This is a genomic window from Furfurilactobacillus curtus (assembly GCF_054657915.1).
In genome coordinates, this window is record NZ_BAAHXU010000001.1 from 1,105,572 (window position 1) to 1,126,685 (window position 21,114).

General features: G+C 44.5%; 23 protein-coding genes, 1 pseudogene and 1 riboswitch. Of the genes and pseudogenes, 17 read left to right on the forward strand and 7 right to left on the reverse strand.

Features of this window, described 5'->3' with window-relative positions; translation table 11 throughout:
- Positions 1-28 precede the first annotated feature (28 nt).
- From ACYQ0Y_RS05440 to ACYQ0Y_RS05475, 8 genes are all read left to right on the forward strand, one after another.
- The gene (locus ACYQ0Y_RS05440; RefSeq protein WP_407884817.1) at positions 29-688 is read left to right on the forward strand and encodes a metal-dependent transcriptional regulator; all 660 of its coding nucleotides are present in this window, start codon (positions 29-31) and stop codon (positions 686-688) included.
- A gap of 351 nt (positions 689-1,039) precedes the next feature.
- Positions 1,040-2,011 (forward strand): nucleoside hydrolase, encoded by a 972-nt coding sequence (locus ACYQ0Y_RS05445; protein ID WP_407884815.1) that lies wholly within the window; start codon positions 1,040-1,042, stop codon positions 2,009-2,011.
- A gap of 201 nt (positions 2,012-2,212) precedes the next feature.
- Complete coding sequence (locus tag ACYQ0Y_RS05450) at positions 2,213-2,530, forward strand: magnetosome magnetite crystal formation protein family (protein ID WP_407884813.1); 318 nt, start codon at positions 2,213-2,215, stop codon at positions 2,528-2,530.
- A 51-nt stretch (positions 2,531-2,581) separates the two neighbouring features.
- Entirely contained in the window at positions 2,582-3,193 is a 612-nt protein-coding gene (locus tag ACYQ0Y_RS05455) for an ECF transporter S component (RefSeq protein ID WP_407884811.1), read from the forward strand.
- A 206-nt stretch (positions 3,194-3,399) separates the two neighbouring features.
- A riboswitch (TPP riboswitch) is annotated at positions 3,400-3,489 on the forward strand.
- Between the two features lie 124 nt (positions 3,490-3,613).
- Entirely contained in the window at positions 3,614-4,195 is a 582-nt protein-coding gene (locus tag ACYQ0Y_RS05460; RefSeq protein ID WP_407884809.1) for an ECF transporter S component, read from the forward strand.
- Between the two features lie 28 nt (positions 4,196-4,223).
- A complete protein-coding gene (locus tag ACYQ0Y_RS05465; protein ID WP_407884807.1) occupies positions 4,224-5,651 on the forward strand; it encodes an ATP-binding cassette domain-containing protein in 1,428 nt (475 codons plus the stop codon).
- Positions 5,648-6,304, forward strand: coding sequence for an energy-coupling factor transporter transmembrane component T family protein (locus tag ACYQ0Y_RS05470; protein WP_407884805.1), 657 nt, complete (start codon positions 5,648-5,650; stop codon positions 6,302-6,304). Before ACYQ0Y_RS05465 ends, ACYQ0Y_RS05470 begins: the two co-directional genes overlap by 4 nt.
- Before the next feature lie 174 nt (positions 6,305-6,478).
- Positions 6,479-6,814 (forward strand): hypothetical protein, encoded by a 336-nt coding sequence (locus ACYQ0Y_RS05475; protein ID WP_407884803.1) that lies wholly within the window; start codon positions 6,479-6,481, stop codon positions 6,812-6,814.
- Between the two features lie 367 nt (positions 6,815-7,181).
- On the opposite strand, the gene ACYQ0Y_RS05480 is transcribed toward ACYQ0Y_RS05475, so the two are convergent.
- Both ACYQ0Y_RS05480 and ACYQ0Y_RS05485 read right to left on the reverse strand, forming a co-directional pair.
- Positions 7,182-7,403 (reverse strand): hypothetical protein, encoded by a 222-nt coding sequence (locus ACYQ0Y_RS05480; RefSeq protein ID WP_407884802.1) that lies wholly within the window; start codon positions 7,401-7,403, stop codon positions 7,182-7,184.
- Entirely contained in the window at positions 7,387-7,947 is a 561-nt protein-coding gene (locus ACYQ0Y_RS05485) for a TetR/AcrR family transcriptional regulator C-terminal domain-containing protein (RefSeq protein WP_407884800.1), read from the reverse strand. Before ACYQ0Y_RS05485 ends, ACYQ0Y_RS05480 begins: the two co-directional genes overlap by 17 nt.
- A gap of 124 nt (positions 7,948-8,071) precedes the next feature.
- On the opposite strand from ACYQ0Y_RS05485, the gene ACYQ0Y_RS05490 reads away from it, so the two are divergent.
- Both ACYQ0Y_RS05490 and ACYQ0Y_RS05495 read left to right on the forward strand, forming a co-directional pair.
- On the forward strand, positions 8,072-9,217 hold the full coding sequence (locus ACYQ0Y_RS05490; protein WP_407884798.1) for an oxidoreductase: 1,146 nt from the start codon (positions 8,072-8,074) through the stop codon (positions 9,215-9,217).
- 21 nt (positions 9,218-9,238) lie between these two features.
- Entirely contained in the window at positions 9,239-9,895 is a 657-nt protein-coding gene (locus tag ACYQ0Y_RS05495) for a nitroreductase (RefSeq protein ID WP_407884796.1), read from the forward strand.
- A gap of 140 nt (positions 9,896-10,035) precedes the next feature.
- Here ACYQ0Y_RS05495 and ACYQ0Y_RS05500 read toward each other — a convergent pair whose 3' ends face one another.
- Positions 10,036-10,998, reverse strand: a complete 963-nt coding sequence (locus tag ACYQ0Y_RS05500) for an alpha/beta hydrolase (RefSeq protein WP_407884898.1) — start codon at positions 10,996-10,998, stop codon at positions 10,036-10,038.
- Positions 10,999-11,179: 181 nt separating this feature from the next.
- On the opposite strand from ACYQ0Y_RS05500, the pseudogene ACYQ0Y_RS05505 reads away from it, so the two are divergent.
- The 6 genes and pseudogenes from ACYQ0Y_RS05505 (at position 11,180) to ACYQ0Y_RS05530 (ending at position 16,852) form a co-directional block, all read left to right on the forward strand.
- Positions 11,180-12,992, forward strand: a pseudogene (locus ACYQ0Y_RS05505) (M3 family oligoendopeptidase).
- 13 nt (positions 12,993-13,005) lie between these two features.
- Positions 13,006-13,941, forward strand: coding sequence for an alpha/beta fold hydrolase (locus ACYQ0Y_RS05510; RefSeq protein WP_407884794.1), 936 nt, complete (start codon positions 13,006-13,008; stop codon positions 13,939-13,941).
- Between the two features lie 4 nt (positions 13,942-13,945).
- On the forward strand, positions 13,946-14,362 hold the full coding sequence (locus ACYQ0Y_RS05515) for a helix-turn-helix domain-containing protein (RefSeq protein WP_407884896.1): 417 nt from the start codon (positions 13,946-13,948) through the stop codon (positions 14,360-14,362).
- Between the two features lie 12 nt (positions 14,363-14,374).
- Positions 14,375-15,235, forward strand: coding sequence for an SAM-dependent methyltransferase (locus tag ACYQ0Y_RS05520; protein ID WP_407884792.1), 861 nt, complete (start codon positions 14,375-14,377; stop codon positions 15,233-15,235).
- A gap of 11 nt (positions 15,236-15,246) precedes the next feature.
- Positions 15,247-15,402 carry a hypothetical protein gene (locus tag ACYQ0Y_RS05525; RefSeq protein WP_407884790.1) on the forward strand — a complete coding sequence of 52 codons (156 nt, stop codon included), beginning with the start codon at positions 15,247-15,249 and terminating at the stop codon, positions 15,400-15,402.
- A gap of 172 nt (positions 15,403-15,574) precedes the next feature.
- The gene (locus ACYQ0Y_RS05530) at positions 15,575-16,852 is read left to right on the forward strand and encodes a dicarboxylate/amino acid:cation symporter (RefSeq protein WP_407884788.1); all 1,278 of its coding nucleotides are present in this window, start codon (positions 15,575-15,577) and stop codon (positions 16,850-16,852) included.
- Between the two features lie 230 nt (positions 16,853-17,082).
- Here ACYQ0Y_RS05530 and gloA2 read toward each other — a convergent pair whose 3' ends face one another.
- Entirely contained in the window at positions 17,083-17,463 is a 381-nt protein-coding gene (gene gloA2, locus ACYQ0Y_RS05535; protein ID WP_407884786.1) for an SMU1112c/YaeR family gloxylase I-like metalloprotein, read from the reverse strand.
- 807 nt (positions 17,464-18,270) lie between these two features.
- On the opposite strand from gloA2, the gene ACYQ0Y_RS05540 reads away from it, so the two are divergent.
- Complete coding sequence (locus ACYQ0Y_RS05540; RefSeq protein WP_407884784.1) at positions 18,271-18,969, forward strand: VTT domain-containing protein; 699 nt, start codon at positions 18,271-18,273, stop codon at positions 18,967-18,969.
- Between the two features lie 119 nt (positions 18,970-19,088).
- Here the strand turns inward: ACYQ0Y_RS05540 and ACYQ0Y_RS05545 are convergent, their stop codons facing one another.
- From ACYQ0Y_RS05545 to lplA, 3 genes are read right to left on the reverse strand one after another with little or no spacing between them, the layout of a single operon-like run.
- Complete coding sequence (locus tag ACYQ0Y_RS05545; protein WP_407884783.1) at positions 19,089-19,571, reverse strand: hypothetical protein; 483 nt, start codon at positions 19,569-19,571, stop codon at positions 19,089-19,091.
- The gene (locus ACYQ0Y_RS05550) at positions 19,571-20,014 is read right to left on the reverse strand and encodes a hypothetical protein (protein ID WP_407884781.1); all 444 of its coding nucleotides are present in this window, start codon (positions 20,012-20,014) and stop codon (positions 19,571-19,573) included. Before ACYQ0Y_RS05550 ends, ACYQ0Y_RS05545 begins: the two co-directional genes overlap by 1 nt.
- 16 nt (positions 20,015-20,030) lie before the next feature.
- Positions 20,031-21,041 carry a lipoate--protein ligase gene (gene lplA / locus ACYQ0Y_RS05555; protein ID WP_407884779.1) on the reverse strand — a complete coding sequence of 337 codons (1,011 nt, stop codon included), beginning with the start codon at positions 21,039-21,041 and terminating at the stop codon, positions 20,031-20,033.
- Positions 21,042-21,114 lie beyond the last annotated feature (73 nt).

Genomic DNA, 21,114 nt, shown 5'->3' on the forward strand with positions numbered 1-21,114 from the left:
TTAAATCTAAATTGATGGGTGGATAGACATGACACCAATGAAGGAAGACTACCTAAAAATGATTTTTGAATTAGGTGGGGTTTCTGAAAAAGTTTCAAATAAACAGCTCTCTTTGAGCTTAGACATTGCAGCCGCTTCAGTCACAGAAATGATCAATAAGCTCGTCGAAGAAAAACTCGTCTCACATACGCCATACGCTGGTATTTCCTTAACTGCCACAGGCCGTCGGGCAGCTGAAGAATTAGTTCGCAAACACCGCTTATGGGAGTGCTTTCTCTTTGATAAATTAAATTATTCGCTGGCCAACGTGCATCAAGAAGCGGAAAAGCTTGAACACAGTTCCAGCGATCAAATGATCGACCAACTCGATGTCTTTTTAGACCATCCAGCACATTGTCCGCACGGCGGGGCAATTCCTGATCGCGAGGGTCATTATGATGAGGGTAGTCGTGTTGCCTTAGCCGCGATTGCGGATGGTCAGCGGGTCAAATTATCGCGTTTTGTCGATAATCATGACCTTCTTGAATATCTTGAAAGCCTGAATTTTGCCGTCGATCAGGACTATGTCGTCACAAATCATGCGCCATTTGAAGGACCAATAACTGTTCAAACGGACGCTGGTCGCACGATTGATGTTAGCTTTAAAGCAGCTAATAATATTTTTGTTGACGACTTATCGGCTTCATAAATTTACATCAGCTCGCTGGTCCTCCTTGGGTCAACAAACGCTTCGCCTAAAACTATTTTTAGACTAAGGATCGATTGAAAACAGCCACTTCCTAACTGCGGGAAGTGGCTGTTTTCAATCGAGCTAACCAAGCCTGAGGTCTGTGCTTTGCCAACCTTGTTCCTTACACTTAACCTAGTGCCGCCAGTCCGTTAGAAACCTAAATTGGCTAATCAAAACAATTCGTTAATTGTTAACAATGTCATGAGAATTAACCCAGCCGACTTGAGTAAGGGCTTTCATTCGTCTATTATGGAATTGTAATTAGACAGTTTTACCTGTTTTAAATCATAAGATTGTGGGGATAACAAGATGGCAACAAAAAAAATGATTCTTGACCTTGATACTGGGGTTGATGACGCGTTGGCATTAGCCTACGCCATAGCTGCACCAGAAGTTGATCTCATTGGGATCGTTTCATCCTATGGAAACGTGCTCGTTGACAAATCAGCAGAAAACTCATTGAACTTACTTGAGTTACTCGGTGCCACGGATGTACCCGTCTTCTTGGGCGAATCACACTCTAGTACAACTGATCATTTTGATGTTATGGAAATCAGTCAAAAAATTCATGGTGTCAATGGAATTGGTGAAGTTGAAATTCCAGCGGCTAAACGCCCAGTTGAAAGTGGTAGTGGCGTTGACTTTATTATTGATGCTGCTCACAAATACGGCGATGACTTAATTCTCGTACCTACTGGCCCACAAACCAATCTAGATGCTGCCATCCAAAAAGATCCTGAAGTTGCCAAGCTGATTGGCAATATGACATTTATGGGCGGTGCTTTAACCGTTCCTGGTAACGTAACCGCCTTTACCGAAGCCAACATTAATCAAGATCCTGCCGCTGCGGATCGGGTTTTCCGTTCACCATTGCGCGCAACGATGGTTGGTTTGGACGTCACGTTACGAACGCTACTCACTAAGAAAGAAACACAGCAGTGGCGTGATTTAAACACTGTCGCCGGTGAAAAATTTGCCGACATCACTGACTACTATATCGATGCTTATTATGACTTAGACATCGACAAAAACGGTTGTGCCATTCACGATCCACTCGCGGTTGGCATTTCCATTGACGACTCTTATGCCAAGCTCATTGACCTCAACATGAAAGTTACCCACGACGATGAGGCTAACCCAGCTGACATCGGCCGGACCATCGGTGACACAGCTCGGTTGAACGATCCGACGACCAACATGCGTGTCGCGGTTGACGTGGACAAAGCGCGTTATCTTGCCCACTTTATGGATCTGCTGACAAACTTGTTCGCTAAGCACTAAACACAGCTAATAATCTCTAAAACAAACACCTTGCTGATAAAAACGGCGGGGTGTTTTTATTGAAGCCAATGTTAGTTTCTACCACAAATCATTGATCAATTCCACGACAATGACTGACGAACAAAAAACTTTGTCACATGAACGGTCCCTAGCGTAGAATGTATACAAAACTTAGGCAACTGTTTAGGGGAAGGTGTCATCATGCAACATCGAATCGTTAACGCGCTTAGTTACCTCAGCATTTTATTCTTACCAGTTATCTTTCCACTCATTGTGTGGATTGTTGGCGCGGGTCAACGAGACATCGCCCATCATGCCGCACACGCATTTTGGAGCCAACTAATCCCAGCCATTTTTGCCTTTATGTTATTCTTTTTCATCGCCGTTTACGGATTAACAACCGGTGCTACCGCTGGTCTGGGTTGGCTAACCCTGTTGTTCATTGGTGTCCTATGTTTGCTGTCAGTCATCCTATGGTTCTATAACATTGTGATGGGCATCCGGATGCTGGTTGTTTAATCAGCTCGGGATTACAACACATGATAAATGAAATTAAGTGAGGAATCGCTCATGAAAACAGCAACAAAATCAAACACACGTAATTTAGTTTTAGCTGCCTTATTTATTGCCATTGTCTTGGTTCAAGTATTGGTTCCCTTTTTAGGTTACATTCCCCTCGGTTTAACCGCTGTTGGCTTACAAATCGCAATTATCCAATTTACCGTCGCGATTGCTGCCATTATGATGGGGCCTTGGTGGGGTGGCCTCATCGGTGGGGTTTGGGGACTCGCATCACTCATTCAAGCGTGGACACAAGTCTATAATCTAGGCGCGTTTTTATTTCGTAACCCAGTGACCGCGATTGTCCCTCGAATTATGATTGGCATTGTGGTCGGGTATGTTTTTCAAGAGCTCGCTGTTAAACGTCAACATCGCGGATTAGCGCTTACTTTATCAGGATTCTTGGCTTCCTTTACCAATACGGCCTTAGTCGTGTTGTTTTCTTGGATTACGATCGCTGGCTTCGGTTACTACTTCCCAGGTATCCCCCACAGTGGGACTTTTATGTGGATTCTATTATCCTTAGTTGGCGTCAATGGCATCGCTGAGATGATTGCAGGTGTGATTATTGTACCGATTGTTGGTAGTGCTATCTTGGCTGTACGCCGATCGCGAGACTAGCGCTTAACACCCGTGATGGCTCACACTTTGCTGTAAACGCGTTTGCCAGGCCTGAGCCCTGCACACAACCGGCAACCACTACCGGGTGAAACCCACCCGTCCGTGATTTTCAGTTGTTGCTCGGGCTCAAAACGGCCCGGCTCACGCTCTGATCTGTTCTTCTATTGCTTTTTTTCAAATTTTCCTTTACGCTTAGGTTGCTTCACAAATAATAACTGGGGTGCCATTTGGCTGAGATAAAACCCATTGAACCTGATCCGGTTAATACCGGCGAAGGGAGTTACGTAATCCGAATTCGGATTATTTGTCTTATTGACATTTACGACCTCTCACTCAGGCTCGACACTGGTGAGAGGTTTTTTTGTCCTCACTGTGACGGGCACATTGATTGCAATGGTCGCCCCTAATGGAGGTTTTTCTATGCAACAAACAAGTCGTTCTAATAGTTGGCATCTGCGAGATGTGATCCTGATTACCATCATCGCCATTTTTATGGGGATTATTTTCTTTGTTACCGGCTTTTTATACAACGGCCTAACTGCACTGCTAACACCCTTTGGCTTAGCACCATTTGCCAATGATGCCATTCTAGGAATTTGGACGATGGCCGGTCCACTAGCTGCTTTTATGTTACAAAAAATGGGAGCGGCCACAATTGGTGAAATTTTGGCGGCTGCCGTTGAAGCAATCATCGGTGGTCAATGGGGGCCAAGTACGTTGATTTCTGGTTTTGTCCAAGGAATCGGCTCCGAATTAGGCTTCACGTTTACTTTATATCGACGCTACGACATGTTCAGCTTAACATTGTCCGCCTTGACCACGGCGCTCGTTACCTTCACTTGGGATTTGTTCCGTTCGGGATACAATCAGTATCATCTTTGGATGATTATCGCATTGTTCATCACCCGGTTTATCTCGATGTGGGTGTTTGGCGCGTTGCTAGTTTCGGCTGTCACTCACCTGCTTGACCGCTCACAATTGTTGAATCGTAGTCGTCACTAATCCTAAATCAATCTAAGGTGTAATCTTAATGACAATGATTGAGCTGTCTCACCTGACTTTTAAATACGATGAAATGGATCCGCTAATTCTTGATGATCAGTCATTGATCATTGATGCGGGAACCTTCAATTTATTAACGGGTCCTTCTGGAACTGGCAAATCAACCCTCCTCAAGCTCATTGCTGGTTTATATCCAAGTTTCACTGGTATTCAAACATCTGGCACGGTAACCGTCAATCAGCAAGCCATTGCCGAGATGATTCCCGCCAAACGCGCACAACTCGTCTCGATGATGTTTCAAAATCCCAGTGAACAGTTCGCTATGCAAACACCACGTGAAGAACTTATCTTTACCTTGGAGAACTTACAAGTGCCCGTAACTGACATTCCGAGTCGAGTAAAAACGGCACTTGAATTCGCTGGCGTTACTGCCTTCGCTGACCGTCAATTTACAACCCTTTCTGGTGGGGAACAGCAAAAGGTATCTTTGGCAGTCATTGTCGCACTTAATGCACAAGTCATTTTATTGGATGAACCATTCGCAAATGTTGATCCAGCTGCACGGCGCTTTTTATTGGCACAATTAACCAAGCTTGTTGACCAGCATGGTAAAACCATTCTCATCGCGGATCACGATTTATCTGATTACCAAGCGCGGATCAATCAATTGTTTATTCTCGATCCGGAAAAACGGCGCGTCCACCTTGCTGATGACGCCGAAGCAATGGCACGCTTTGCTGACTTTGACCAGCATCAACATCAGCAACAACCTCTATTATTGCCAGATTCCGCCACGCTTGAACCAGTATTTAAATTACACAATTTTTCTGTCGGGCATCAAAGTCCCTTGATCATTCAAGAGTCGCTCGACCTTTTCGCTAATCAGTTGACGGTCATTACCGGTGCTAACGGAACTGGCAAGTCGACCCTTTTTAACGCCCTCGTTCGTTTGCAAAACTATCACGGTTCACTCACTTGGCAAGATCAACAAGTAAGCAAGCAACGACGCGCACGTTATGCTAAACAGGTTGCCCTAGTCTTTCAACAGGCCACCAGCCAATTCCTAAATATTACTGTGGCCGAAGAACTTGCCATGAGCCATCGCCAACAAGTCAGTTCGGCTTGGACAACCACGCGAACAACTACAGCCCTTGAGCAACTTAACTTAGCCGGTCGCGGCGATCAAGTCGTTTATTCACTCAGCGAAGGCCAAAAGAAAAAGCTCCAAATTTTATCCATGCTGATTATGGGTACCCCTACGCTGCTGCTGGATGAACCGCTCACTGGTTTAGACCTGATTTCGGAACAAACCGTGTTGAAATTATTACAGGAAGCGGTTCATCAAGACGGCCGCACCGTCCTCATGATTACCCATCAGCTGACCAATGTAGCTGCCTTTGCTGATCTTCATCTTAATCTCGACCAACAACACCTAACTTATGAGGCTTCATTATGAATCCAACGCTATTATTAGCTTTAGTCCTCATCGTCGGTGTTGAAATTTCGTTCACCGCGGTAATATGGGCTAATGTCATCATTATTTTGATTTCAATTTTGACTATGCTATGGCAACGAGCTCCTGTGTTAGCTTACGTTCGCTTAGCACTAGTCCCATTAATTCCCGCCGTTGGTATCTGGTTTTCAATTCGTTACTTTTCAACTACCCAAAGCGTCCACTTTGCTTGGGTCATGTCCAGCCGGATTTACGCCTACGCCTTTTTAGGCGGGCTATTTAACTTTTCCACCAGTACTTCAGCGACGTTAGCCTCATTAGAACAAAATGCTCATATTCCGACGACCTTTGTCTACGGAATGCTCGGTGCCTTTAACTTTGTTCCTAAAATTCGCAGCGAGGTTAGCATCATCCGATCTAGCGCACAAATGCGCGGCATCACGTTGCACTTCTGGTCGCCACAACTATTATTTAAAGCAATCGTTGCCGCCTTAAATTGGTCTGAAAATCTAGCCGAGGCTATGACTTCCCATGGATTTTCTGAAAATGCCCCGCGAACCCATCTGACAATCATGAGCACCCCCTGGTGGAACTATCTTGTTGGCGGCATCGCACTAATTGGGCTACAGCTTTTACTATTTAGCGGCTTGGCCTAATATCCCGTTTCATTAAAAAATCGCTGACGCGCACAAAATTGGCTGCGCTCAGCGATTTTTTATTGACGAAAAAACAAGATTGTTATCATCTTATGAGTTTTAGAGCTATGCTTCATTTATCAAGCTACATCAGCCCAAGTCTTTGATAAACAAAGTTTTTTTGGAGACCATCGAATGAACGAAGATAAAAAAATACGCGCACTTCAAGATGTTAATCAATTACTGAATGATTTCTATCAAAGTCTCCCTCTCGACCAAATCGCCTTACAGCAGATCGTCTCAGTTACCTATAAAACCATCAACGAACCGGACAAGCTTGCCCAACAATATCGACAGGTGCCTGAGGCAATCGCAAGGATGAACAAAGCGTTTGAGCGGATTGCCCTTTTGAAACAGTATCATTTCACCAAACAACAAGCTCAAATTCTTGCCGAGTTAAACAACCAGGTCAGACAGGCATTTCAATATGGTTGGATCGGCCTAATTGACATGCCAATTTGGTTTCAATAGTTCATTAATCATCATATGGAGGTTCCAATGCAAAGAAGTTATTAATCTTCCCACCGGCAAGCCAATCAGTGATCGTCAACTAAATAGAAAGTAACCGTCGATGATATTTAATCGTAATGAGAAATCTTTCTATCAAAAATAAAGCCGCATGATTCGCTTTAACGAGTACCAGTTGTGATCATTCATTAAAGAGTCTGGGACAAAACTATAATCTAAATAGCCCAAACACGGGACATAAGTCAAGTGACTCCGCCTAAAAGCGAACTGCCAACGATGAATAACCATCATCATTCTCAGTTCGCTTTTAGTGCTCATCACTTACCGACTTATGTCCCGCTCTCTTTTTCAGTTCTGTTCAATTAATTGCTTATTGAATTGGTTTACCCCCTGCATGCATTGTGATAACCTCGCGGACCGTATTATCGGCTTTTAATAAACCGGCTAATGTTGCCACAACATCAGCTAATGGCTTGTGTTCGTGTACACCAACGATCACGGTATGAACTTCATTAACTAATTGTTTCGCTAATATTTGACCGGCTCGGCCACGCCACCAATAATAAAAAATTTCATTAGCTTTTCTCCTCAATTTCTTGGGTTGTCTTAAAGTATGGCACTAGGGCAACTGGAATGCTCAGCGAAAATTGACGAACTAATGCTTCTGGATCCGTCTTCATCCCCGATTGGACCCACTCATAAACGACGTTATTGACTGCATAAATATAGAATTTTCCGGCGAAGCGAACCGTCTCAGGTACTTGCCGAAAGTTTGCGTCTAAGTACCGATTAATGGCCGCTAATGAGGTCTGACAATAGAGCCGTTTGAACATGTACTCATTTTGATTACTTAGCAGATCATTGAAAAAATTCGGATGGGCTTTAATCTGCGCTAAAACGGCCCGATTGGCAGTGTCCAATGAACGATCATTAATTAACTGGTCATAGCTATCAAATAGTAGCATGGCCAAACTTGCCTCAATTAGCGCGTACTTGTCATTAAAATAGTAATAGTAGGTCTCTCGCTGGAGCTTCATATCACGCATCAACCGAGCAATAGAAATCTTTTGCACGGACATGGAGGTTGTCAAATTCAAGAAGGTTTCAATAATCCGTCGTTTTGTATTTTCAACCATGGTTCACCTTTCGTCACCATACATTTGCCTGTAAGTGTATGTTTCTATTCTAATTATTCTTCGGTATTCTCTCTCCAGAACGTCAAATGGTACGTTTGATAATCACGTCTTTCGGAGGAAAATTATGACAAATCCAATTCTTGATCCTCTGACTCTAGCAAACGGAGTCACCCTTAGCAACCGAGTCATGATGGCCCCCATGTGTGATCGTTCCGCAGACACTCATGGGCGAGTCACTGATGCTCAAGTCAATTACATGAAAGCACGATCCAACGTTGCCGGAATCTTAGTTACCGGTTATGCAGCCGTGAGTGCCGCTGGTCTGGTGGAACCTGGTCAATTAAGCGTCGCAACCGATGATACGATTCTTGGTCTCAAACGTTACGCAGCAGCAATGAATCATCATCATAACAAAGCAATCTTACAACTTAGCCATGGTGGACGGGAAAGTAAAGTCTCACAGGCTAACGGGCTGACCGTTTACGCGCCAAGTGCACGCGACTTTCCGTGGTTAGCTTATCCTGTTGCTAAAATGACAGAATCCGATATCCAACAGGTTGTGAATGACTTTGCGACTGCGACTAAACGCGCAATGGCGGCTGGATTTGACGGTGTTGAAATTCATAATTGCAACCATGATTTATTACAACAGTTCTTTTCTAGTTATTCCAATCGCCGTACTGATGCTTGGGGTGGATCACTAAATAAACGTGCTGCACTGCCGCTGGCTGTATTACAAGCTGTCGCAGACACGATCAAACAAGCTCATCGACCGGATTTTATTTTAGGTCTGCGTATTAGCCCAGAAGAGATTCATGGTCAAACAGTCGGTTACACGATTGACGACATGTTGACGCAGATTAAAGCGGCCAAAAAAATTGGCTTTGACTATCTTAATGTCTCTTTAACGGGTGCCCAATATAACTATGAGGCTGTACCAGCTAACCACACTGCCACGTTCGCCCAACTCTTGCGTCAAGCGCTATCACAGTCAATTCCCGTCTTTATCGGTTCACAAATTCACACGGCTGCGGATGGTCGCCGAGCTCGCCAGCTCGCCGATGGTTTTTACATTGCGCGAGCAGCTTTAATTGATCCGCAATTTACACCCAAAATTGCTGCTGGAAAAGAAGCGAATATCGTCACCACAATGGCCAATCAACGGATTTTAAATGTCCAACTTCCCCAACCGCTAATCGCAACTTATCTGGATCCAAATGGCTATGGTGGCGCAATCCCTTTACCTGGCTTAACGCCAACTGCTGGATAGACGAAAGGAGGATAGTCCATTATGGAATTTCACGATGTCGTGTATCAGCGCCGATCAATTCGCACTTTTAAAGATACCCCCCTCGATTCAACCGTCTTGGAGCAACTTGTAACAGATGCCACACGCGCCCCATCTTGGGCGAATTCCCAGCCCTGGCACATCACTATCGTCACCGGTGCTACGCTCAAGCGCATCAAAAAACGTCACTACGAGCGCGCTGTCGCTGGACGTGGTGGCACAGCCGATTTAAGCGTCGCCCACCGTAACGATTTTGCTCGCGAAGCGCAACAAAACATGGAAAATTGGAATCAACAAGTTAATGAAACCCTTAATAAGGATCCGCAGGGAATCGCGACCTTTTCACAAGCTCAAGCCACGCTTTTCAATGCAGCTGCTATCGTTTATCTAACCGTTCCTCAAAATGCAACAGGATGGTCCTTATACGACCTCGGTGCTGTCGGCCAAACGCTAGCGTTAAGCGCAACAGACCATGGAATTGGTTCAATTCCTGCCTATGAACTTGTGCGTTATCCAGATATCGTTCGACAGGAAACAAATCTGCAAGCAACGCAACTACTGGCCATGGGCATTGCGCTTGGTATTCCAACTGATTCACCAATTAATACGCTTTATACAACCAGAATGCCACTGACTAACAGCCTGACCCTGCTGCATTAGTAGTCCTAAGTGCCTCATGACTTTTTTCAAAGATGCCCCCTTAAGAATTAATTCCACTAAAATAGAGCGTTCCTAATCCTTGTCTGACTTAGGCAAGGATTAGGAACGCTTTTATTCGTTATCTAGGAGTCAAGTTGACATCATTTAATGTACCGGTCTAAAAACTTTGTTATCCGAACTTGGTAAACATGCGGATTTTTGCTAAATGATGCAGCATGGCCCGCGCCTTTAACTACCCACAATTGCTTCGGTTCGTTGGCGGCATGATATAACGTGTAGACCATCTTCGTTGGCACAAATTTATCTTTCGAACCATGAATAAACATGATTGGTCGTCGATTATGAGCCACAGCCTTCACTGCACTAGCCTCACGATAATTATAGCCAGCTCGCAACTGACTGATTGCACTCACAACTGGCACTAATGGCCATGAAGGTAGATTATACATGGCTTTGGCTTGGTAGTTAATCTCATCTTCGACCGTCGTATAGCCACAATCTTCGACATAAGCCTTAACCTGTTTGGGCACATCATGTTCGCCACTAACCATCATGGTTGTGGCCCCACCCATTGAGACACCAAACATCACGATCTGACTATTTTGACCATTTTTGTTCACCACCATTTTTAACCAACGCAAATAATCTTTGCGGTCCAGCCAGCCATATCCGATGTATTTGCCCTGTGATTGGCCCGCAGCTCGATCATCTGGGATCAGGACGTTGTAGCCCATACGATGAAACATCGTCCCGTAAGCGGACATTTTTTCTTTGTCACCACCAAACCCATGTGCAATGACCACGGTCTTATTGGTCGCTTTTGTAGCTGGCAAATAATTGGCAACTAGTTTGAGATGATCTGGTGTCGTCTGGCGCCAAGTCTGTTTAGGCTGTTCTTTAAACCATTTATCTTGTTCATATAACGGGTCACTTCGTTTCAAGGCCCCATTATGAATAAAGGCTTTATGACTGCGAACTTCTGCTACCTGAAAAAAATAATTGCCTGCGCCAATTAGACCCACGACCAGCAGGATAACAACTACAACCAGACTGATCCACAGTCCACGATGGTGTCGTCTAACCTTAGTAGATGAATGTTTCATGCGATGTTTTGTCAAAACTGTTAACCCCCTAACCCAGTTTTCACACTGTAACACTTACTTCAAATCGAGACAAGTTAGTCGGCCACAGACTAATAGAATGCAACCGCCTACAATTAAGGCGTTCGTGTATCGTTAGGACTGGTATAATAACGGTAATATCAGCCTTGATGGAGGGATTAAGATGAAATATCAACAAACTTGGGATCTAGAAAGCATTTTCCCGGGTGGCTATGATTCGCCAGCCGCCAACGACCGCTTATCAGCATTGGCAAAGCAAATTAACGCCTTAACGATTTCGCAAGCAGAACTAGATTTGGTTGAAGACGCCCCAGCTTTTACGGGACTACAGGCTTACCTAACCGCTCGCAATGCCATCGCTGATGGTTTAAAGGAGTTGGATGTTTTCTGGTCAGCTCATCTTTCAGCGGACTTTAATAATCCCGCCATTCCACCCAAATTGGCTCAATTGACGACGGTTAAAACCAACTTTGACGACCTCGAAGTTAAATTTGGCAAACAACTGGCCGATTTGAGCGAAGACGATTTTAAACAATTATTGAGCCAATCGGATTTTGAGGAAATCAGCTTCAATCTGAGTGAAATTCGCCAACAAGGCCCTCGAACAGCTGGATCCAGCCACCGAGAGCATGATCAACAAATTGTCCATCGATGGTTTTTCCGGTTGGAGCCATCATTATGACACCATCGCTGGTAAAATCGAGGTTCCCTATCAAAACGCTGATGGTCACACTACAACATTGTCAGCTGGGCAAGCACTAAATCAGCTCACTGGCGCACCACAGAATGCCACTCGTGATCATCTGATGCCTGCCTATGAAGAGGCTTGGGGAGCCCAAGAAAGCATCGTTGGCGATACTTTGAACCACTTAGCGGGCTTTCGTTTACAAAATTATCAACTTCATCATGTTGACGATTTTTTAAAGCGACCGCTCGAACTCAGTCGAATGAGTCGTCGGACATTAAGCACCATGTGGAATGTCGTTGAAGCCAATAAAGACATGTTTATCCCCTACATGGATCGCAAAGCTGCTTTGCTGGGCAAAGATCATTATGACTGGCAAGATCAAACGGCGCCAATTATGGTCGACGGTTATCACAGTCAAAGCCTAAGTTACGACGACGCTGCTGATTTTATTGTCACTAACTTTAACAAGTTTAGTCCAAAAATGGCGGCCTTAGCTCAACGCGCCTTTGACCACGCCTGGATTGAAGTAGAAGATCGCCCAGGCAAACAACCTGGTGGCTACATGGTTGAACTGCCAGAACGCCAAGAATCAAGAATCCTCATGACTTATACCGGCACGCCTGATGATGCGGCGACCATCGCCCATGAGTTAGGCCACGCTTTTCACTATGATATGGTCAAGGACTTACCCGAGATGCGGCGCGACTATGCGATGAATGTGGCAGAAACTGCGTCCACATTTGCCGAATTAATTGTCGCGGACGCCAACGTTAACGCGGCCACCTCTGTCGGCGAACAAATTAATCTGCTTGATGCGAAAATGACGAATCCTGTAGCGATGTTCATGAATATTCGTGCACGCTACTTATTTGAAACAAACTTTTACAAAGAACGACAACAGGGTCTTGTCACACCTGCTCGATTAAACGAATTGATGCTGGCCGCTCAAAAATGGGCCTTTTCAAACCACTTGGGCACCTATCATCCCCATTTTTGGGCTAGCAAATTGCACTTTTATATTGACGATATCCCCTTTTATAATTTTCCTTATACATTTGGCTATCTATTCAGCCTAGGCATCTATGCCAAAGCGCAAGCCGACGGGGGTGACTTCGAGGAGCGTTACATTGCCTTACTGCGTGACACAGCAAATATGTCAACGGAAGCGCTCGCTAAAAAGCACTTAGACGTGGACTTAACTCAACCAGGCTTCTGGCAAAACGGCGCCAATTTAGTCCGAAAAGATATTAATCGCTTTATCGAGCTATCTGATCCCTTCGTCAAATAACTGGGAGGTTTTCATGACAGTCACGACCTTTTCCTTTCCTTCAACTGATCGGCGCCATGAATTAGAAGCACGTCGCTGGACACCCGATAATGTCGTGGACATTGTCGGTACCGTACAAATCGTCCACGGAATGGCTGAACATATCGATCGTTACGCAGAATTTGCCGAGTTTTTGGCTGCTCATGGCTGGGTAGTTGCTGGTGATAATCATTTAGGACACGGTCATTCCGTCGGCCAGACCCCTTTGGGCTACTTTGGCAAGCATCAAGCTATTGAACACTTAATCGATGACGAATTCACACTGACCAAACAGCTACGTCATGAGTATCCCGGCATCCCCCACATCATTATTGGGCATTCGATGGGCGCTATGATGACACAATTATATCTCACACATTATGGTGCTTGGGTTGATGCCGCTGTCATTATCGGTTCAGCTGCTTACCATCCGGCGTTGGCAATCGTTCGTCCAGTAGTCGCAATCTTCAACTTTTTTGCACCACGTCACCCGAATCATATGTTAGACAACCTAGCATTTGGTGGTTATGCCAAACGTTTTCCAGAATCCTCACCTTTTCAATGGTTATCGGCTAATCCACAAAATGTGCAGCGCTATAACGAAGATCCGTTGTCAGGTTTCACCTTTACCAACAATGGTTTTTCCATCTTATTTCGAATGGCCACGCTCTCTACCCATCATCATTGGTTTAACGGTATCCCATTAACGTTGCCCATCTTATTTACCAGCGGACAAGAAGATCCTGTAGGCGGCTTTAGTATTGGGCCGCGCCAGCACGTTAAACACCTCATTAACGCTGGCCATCGAAACGTCAGCTTGAAAATTTGGCCGGGCATGCGTCATGAAATTTTAAATGAGGATGACCGGCAGCTCGTCTATCAAGCCATTTTAACGTGGCTCGAACAAAATGCCATTACAGAAAGAAAGTGATCCCATGTTTCCTGATCGTTTGCGAGCTTTACGTCGCGGCCGCAATATCACCCTTGATCAACTAGCAGATGCATTAAATCAACATCTAGCACCTAATGAACGACCAAATACGGCTTCGCAGCTCGGTAACTGGGAACGCGGTGTGCGCACACCCACTTACATTGAAGTCCGTAAGTTATCTGAATATTTGGATGTCTCATTGGACTATTTAACAGGTAAGGCCGAGCAAGATGAGTATGATCTCGGTCGCTTGTTTTTATCCGGCAAACGGCTGACCTTTAATGGCGAAGCCTTGAGCAGTCAAAATCGTTATGATATTTATCAATTGATTGAAGGATTCATGCATGGTCGCCAAACCCGGCAACGTGACGTTCCCATCGACCATCAAGAAGAGCTTGATCTCGGTTATGATGAACCTTGAAGGAGTTTGTAAATGAATCCAAAACAACGTAAGAAGTTAAAACGCCAATTTCCACACGTCAGGCAACCTCACCTAGCCCCGCGATCAAACTCCGATTACATCACCAAAATGCAGGCCTTTCGCGAGCAGTTTACTGATTATAGTGCGGCCGTCTTTCTCATTAACCAAGTCCTAGAAGCTGATCGCTTACTGGCAGCTGGGTTATTGCCCCAACCATTACCACCGTTACTGTTGCCCGATAATTATCAAGATACGATCTACCAAACCCTCTTAGCTAAGTATCCACTAGGTGATCCAATCGGCGACCAAAAATGGGCAACACTCTCCGCGGCCTTGCCGAAATTAGACCATCAATTACGCGACTTTCGTGATTATTTAGAAGCGACGTATGGTATGTGGGCTTATATTTCTGCGCCCTTCACTAATGATTTGAGCAACTATCTCAAAGGTGTTCCCACGCTAGAACTCATGGCTGGTAATGGTTATATTTCTAAAGGATTGCGCGATCACGACGCCAATCAAACTTTATACGTCACTGATTCCACTGCTTGGACTAACGAAAATGAAACAGGCAGGCATCCAGTCATCGAAGTTGAACCACTGGATGCTTTAGCAGCAATCGCCAAGTATGGTACGAATGTGGACGCGATTATTATGAGCTGGTCACCAGATGGTCAAGAGATCGACTGGCAAGTTCTGCAAGCTGTTCGCCAGCTTCCAAATGCGCCTCAATTGATCGTCATCGGTGAAAAAGGGGGCGCCACTGGCTCAACAGCATTTTGGCAACACGCAAAATTAACTGAAAATGCTGACTTAAACCGACATTTTCATGACTTCGATCTGATTAAGGACCGGGTGTACATCGTAAAGTGAGGCTAAACTAAATGAAACAAGAACTCCGTGACGCACTTGGCTTTCTTGGAGCTGGCCTAATCCTACTCGGCTTTGGTCTATGGGCTAAACAACTGGCAACCAGTGCTTTTGGCACGGTTCTTGCCCTAATTGGTTGTTATAATCTATTTCAATATTTTCAACGCTAATCACCACGAAACAGACATTAGTAGATGCCCGGCCCCCACGCTTCAAAGACTGCGTGGGTTCTGAGCGTTTTTTACATACAATGTTTGGTTCTGCTCAAAAAGTCATCGCCAAATAACGAATGATCATGCTATACTATCAAGTAATCGTTCTTAATTATTTGGAGGGGTCCAGATGCAAACAATTTTAAAAAGACGGCCAACACTTGGCTGGCAGATTCTCATTGGTTTAGCAATCGGAATTATTCTCGGGGTTATTTTTTATAAGCAAGCCCCTGCAATTAGTGCTTTTCAGCACATTGGCGCCCTATTCATCGGTCTAATTCAAATGATTGTGCTACCGTTAGTCATTTCTTGTCTGACCGTCGGCGTAGCAAACATTGGGGATATTCAAAAGCTGGGCCGCATTGGTGGTAAAACACTCTTATACTTCTTTACAATGACGTTGATTGCCATCGGCTTTGGTCTATTGGCCGGCAACCTCTTCCATTTTGGCCACCTAATCGATATCAAGGCCATTCCTAAGACAGACATTTCTTCAATGATCAATACCGCTCATCAACAAGAAGGCCATGGCGCTTGGGCGGTAATTTCCAACATCATCCCCAGTAACTTTTTCAAAGCCTTGTCGACGAACAATATGATTGCAGTGGTGTTCTTTTGCGTCTTTTTCGGTGTTGGCACAGCAGCGATTGGGGAAAAGGGGCGGATTATCGTTGATTTACTTCGTGCCATTTCCGAAGTAATGTTTAAAATTACAGACTGGATCATGCAGCTATCCCCCATCGGTGCCGGTGCTTTGATGGCTGCTACTGTTGCTCAATTGGGGCTTGGTGTCCTCCAACCGCTCGGTCTATTCATTGCCTTAGCGTATATGACCATGATCTTATTCGTTCTCATCGCGCTTAACCTCGTCGCACGATTGTTCGGCTTTAACTTGTTGGAAATTTTGCGAGTCTTCAAGGAAGAATTGATTCTCGCCTTTTCCACAGCAAGTTCAGAAGCTGTCATACCTAAGACGATGGCTAAGTTGCAACATTATGGTGCTAGCAACTCAGTGACCTCATTTGTCATTCCAATCGGATACACTTTCAACCTCGATGGTTCTGCCATTTACCAAACATTAGCCGCGTTATTTTTGGCTGATGTATATCACATTCCCCTTTCATTCACCCAGCAGTTACTCTTAGTCCTACTACTGATGGTGACCAGTAAAGGGATGGCGGGGGTACCAGGTGCTTCCTTCATCGTACTGATTGCCACCATTTCATCCATTGGCGTCCCTGTTGAGGGATTGGCCGTCATTGCCGGTATTGACCGGCTTGTTGATATGGGGCGGACCACCGTTAACGTGATCGGTAATTCAGTGGCCACGTTGGTGATTGGAAAAGCTGAAAAGCAATTCGATCCTGCGCAACATGCGGCTTACATTAAGAACATGGCGGACGCTTAGTTTTCATCATCTAAAATCCAGCCAATTAAAAGAACGCTCACCTTGCATCGACAGCAGGTGAGCGTTCTATTTAGTTGACTGGACAAATTAGGCGGCAGTCAAATTGGGAACCGGAAAGTAGACCAAGTTGAACGTAGCAGGCGACGACTCAGTAAGTGGCCGGAATTCTAATCGTTTAACCTGATCCTAACCTAGGTTTTCAACCCATTAAGCGCTAACATGATCCTGTGCTATTCGTGTAACTCAATCGGCTGACCATCCGGATCTTGAATAAACGTCATTGCTTTACCCGTGAACTCATCATGCCGAATCGGTTCCGCCTTGACACCAAGTTCAGCTAGTTCAATCACTGTTTGAGCCACATCGTTGACTTGAAAGGCGATGTGCCGTAATCCCAATGCCTCTGGATAGCTTAGCCGGGACGGACTATTTGGGCGGACAAACAGCTCGATTTGCACGTTGCCAGCCACTAACATCATCACTGTGTCATGCTTGACTGGCCGATCATACTCGCTGACCAGTTGAAACCCCAATTTGGTCATATAAAAATCCTTGGCTTTTGCGTAGTTTGAAACCACAATCGCGATATGATGCAATGTTCCCAGCTCCATAGCTCGACCCCCTAAGTGATCGCTCAACTTTATTTTACAAGGTTAAGCAACTATTAATCATTAGCATTAGTGTATCATAACTACTGGGCCTTTTAAGGCTGTAACTTTAAGCAACAAAGTTCCCGCGATCAAAAAAGTCCCTCACTTTTCAGTGAGAGACATGTTTGGCGTGTTCAGTAATTACCCTCCTGAACTTAAGGGGTTCTTCAATGAAGAAGAACTGAGATGTTAGTACCCAATAGTAGTCGGTGGGCAGACCGCCGTGTTCCACAACACAAACGATCAAGCACTCCAAAATGCGTTGGAAAAACGTGCCCCTAACTTCGATAGCCACTAGTCTCCGCAGAGAAACGACAAAATGCCGCCTGGCTGATCTCGACTCATCGCATAGAAAAAGTTTAACACGGCTAAATTAAAAGTGCAAATAAGAGAAAATTATCGTACTAAAAGTCCGCTTGGGCTTCGAGCTTTAAACGGCAAATCGGTCTACATAGGTGAACGATCAGCAAATCACTGAGTCAGACGACAAACAGACGGCGGTGTTTGACTTGTTTAATAAGCTTAAGGACACTGGTGATCACGGTCGGACAAGATCATGTCTTTCTTCGAAATATAAGTGAATTAATCGCAAAGTAAACCATGCTGAACGTAGCACCTGAATGCCGTGGCGTTCAGGTTCGTCGACCAGGGAACAACATTGTAAAAGTCTAATCTGGCACTAGTATAAGATTCCAACTGCTGAAAATTAACGTCTTTCCACCACTCACATTGCTCGACACCCATCAAAAATGTCGGTATGATAAACGCATGACTAATTTTATTGCTTCAACAAAACTTGCCTGGGTATTAGATTTTGTCTTTCATCCATTAAATTATCTGGTTCCATGGACGAACCACTTTAACTACTGGGGATACGTCGTCTTATTTGGGGTCCTTTTTCTAGAAAGTGCCTACTTATTATTTTCATTTTTACCAGCCCAATCATTACTATTCGTCGCTGGCGCCATTTCTGCCAATCATAGCTCGGTACTAAGTATTTATATCCTGCTTGTCGGCTTTATTACGGTTACGCTAGTCGGTTCGATCATCAAATTTCGGGCCGGTTTAAAATTAAATGATAAAACAAACACTCATCGTAAAAAAGAGGCCGCCGCAGGTAAATCGCCCTCCAAAGCAATGCATCGCCTGTCTCAATCCGAAGCATACTTTAAACGCTATGGCGGTAGCTTCTTAATCATCGCCCGGTTTATTCCTATCATCGGGCTGTTCATGCCACTAATTGCCGGAGAGACCAACATGGACCGTAAGCAATTCCACCTATTTAACACCATTGGCGTCAGTTGTTGGATCCTTGTGGCAACATTGGCTGGCTTTTTCTTCGGTAAAACTCAATTTGTTAAAAACTACTTCACATTTATTTGTATCGGGATTGCATTGTTACCAATTATCATTCACGAAGCGGTTCGCTTTATTCGTGAATGGACAGATGCCTTCGCTGAAGATTAATAACATTATTATCAATTAAGCCTGTAAAAAAAAATAATCACGATCCGCATTTTTGAGGATCGTGATTATTTTTGTGCAACTATATCACCCTAGTTTGTTTCGGCCTGGGCTATTTTATTTTAGTCCGTCTGTTCTTCATCGTCAGCTTCTGCAATCGTCAGTCGTTCCACTTGTTCTCGTAGCCAATCGATTACTTTTTCTGTAACTGACTCGTTATCATCTAAGAACGCTTGCACTGAACTTGCCATGTCAATCCGCATTTTAGACACGTTAATCGCTGGAGAATCAAAGATCATGTACACATTTACTGGTAACACCGCGTCCGCATCCAGCATTTTATCAATTTCATTCACGTAGGCAAATGGCAAATTAATCACCGAACTTTCCAGACGAACATTGATTTCAACATCGTGAAATCCTGTAACATCAACGCGAGCTTGGAATAGCTTACCAGCCTGTAGCTGCTTTAAAGCAAAATCAAAGCTCGCTTGCATCACTTCTGTCGGCGTATCATTTAACTGTGCGAACGTAGCCGTATCAGCGTATGCCGCATATGTCTCATCTTTAATTGCGGTTAAAAAATCGGCAACTTGTATATCCATTATTTATGCCCCTTTTGCGATTGTTGTTTCTTGGCAGCTTCTTTAGCCACCCAGATACGGTTATTTTCTTCGTAGTTCCGGCGAAAACGTGCTCCGGCCACAAAGGCTTCAAAGTTCGTCACCAAGCCAATTACCGCGAATAAATCAATCACCACATTAATAAACACGACTCCATGTCCACTGAATGTCTTCACGACTGCTAGCAAGAGTACCGCTGAAAAAATCAACAAAACAAAGGCCTGTGGATAAACTGAAAAACGCCAATTAAAGGTAAACATCAACACCGGAATGGCCACTAGCACAAGCATCAATACCTCGTTAGCCAAAAACGCGGGCCAATGACTACTAGCGCTACCGCCAAAGCCAAAGGATACCCCCGCGTTTACAATCGTATAAAAGATCCACCCGGCAATCGTCAAACTAACAACTCGAACATCTCTCATCTAGCTAAAAACCTTTCTATGCCAGCAGATCGATGAGTTGATCCTTTGAAATGCCGACGAAGTATTTACTGAGGTCTACGTCCGCTAATGCATTACGCAGATCATCACGGTCATACTTAATTTCAGTGAGGCGGTCAGCTAGGGCAGTGACATCTTCTGGTCCGAAGAAATCGCCGTAAAATTTGATGTGCTTGATCTTCCCGTCTTCAACGTTTAGACGCGCGTCAATGGTCCCGTAGTCAAAGTGCTGTCGCTTTTTCACCGTAAATTCAGGCGAGTTACCGTAAACCCAGTCCCAATTATTGTAGTATTGTTCGTACAACTTGTCGATTTCTTTCTGATCTTCATCGGTGACGTTATATTCACGATCCTTGATTTCAGTCAAATCATCAACACCAAACAATTCTTTCAATAGGATGTCGCGGAATGTTGGGACATCGATGTCTTGGTACTCTGGCGCTAAGAATGGTCGTAAGTTGGTAACCCGTGAACGAACAGACTTAATCCCCTTGGAAGCGATCTTATCTTCTGGCACATTTAAAGCATGCGTCACTACGTCCAAATCGACATCTAACATTAAGGTTCCATGAGAAAAAGTCTTCCCATTGCGTGTATACATTGCATTACCTGAGAATTTCCGACCATCTACTAGAATATCATTGCGTCCAGACACCTCTACAGATTTGGCCCCCATTTTTTGCAAAGCGGTCACGATTGGTTGCGTAAAGGACTTAAAATCACCAAAGTCTTCACTATTGGAATCGACCACGAAGCTGAAACATAGGTTGCCCAAATCTTGGTAAACTGCGCCACCGCCAGAGAGTCTTCGGGTCACGCGAATATTATGTTCTTGGACGTATTTTTGATTGATTTCTTCCAATGTGTTTTGGTTGCGACCGACAATGATACAAGGTTCTTCATAGTAAAATAGCAATAAAGGTTCGTCAAAATTCTTGTTATTCATTAAATACTGCTCAGTAGCCAAATTTTCACCAATATTGTGTGACTTCATCGAAACATAATACATTGCGATTGATCCTCCTGATTAGTGGCATCTTGGTAAACGTCAATTTACTTGCGCTCAGATTTTATTTTATCCA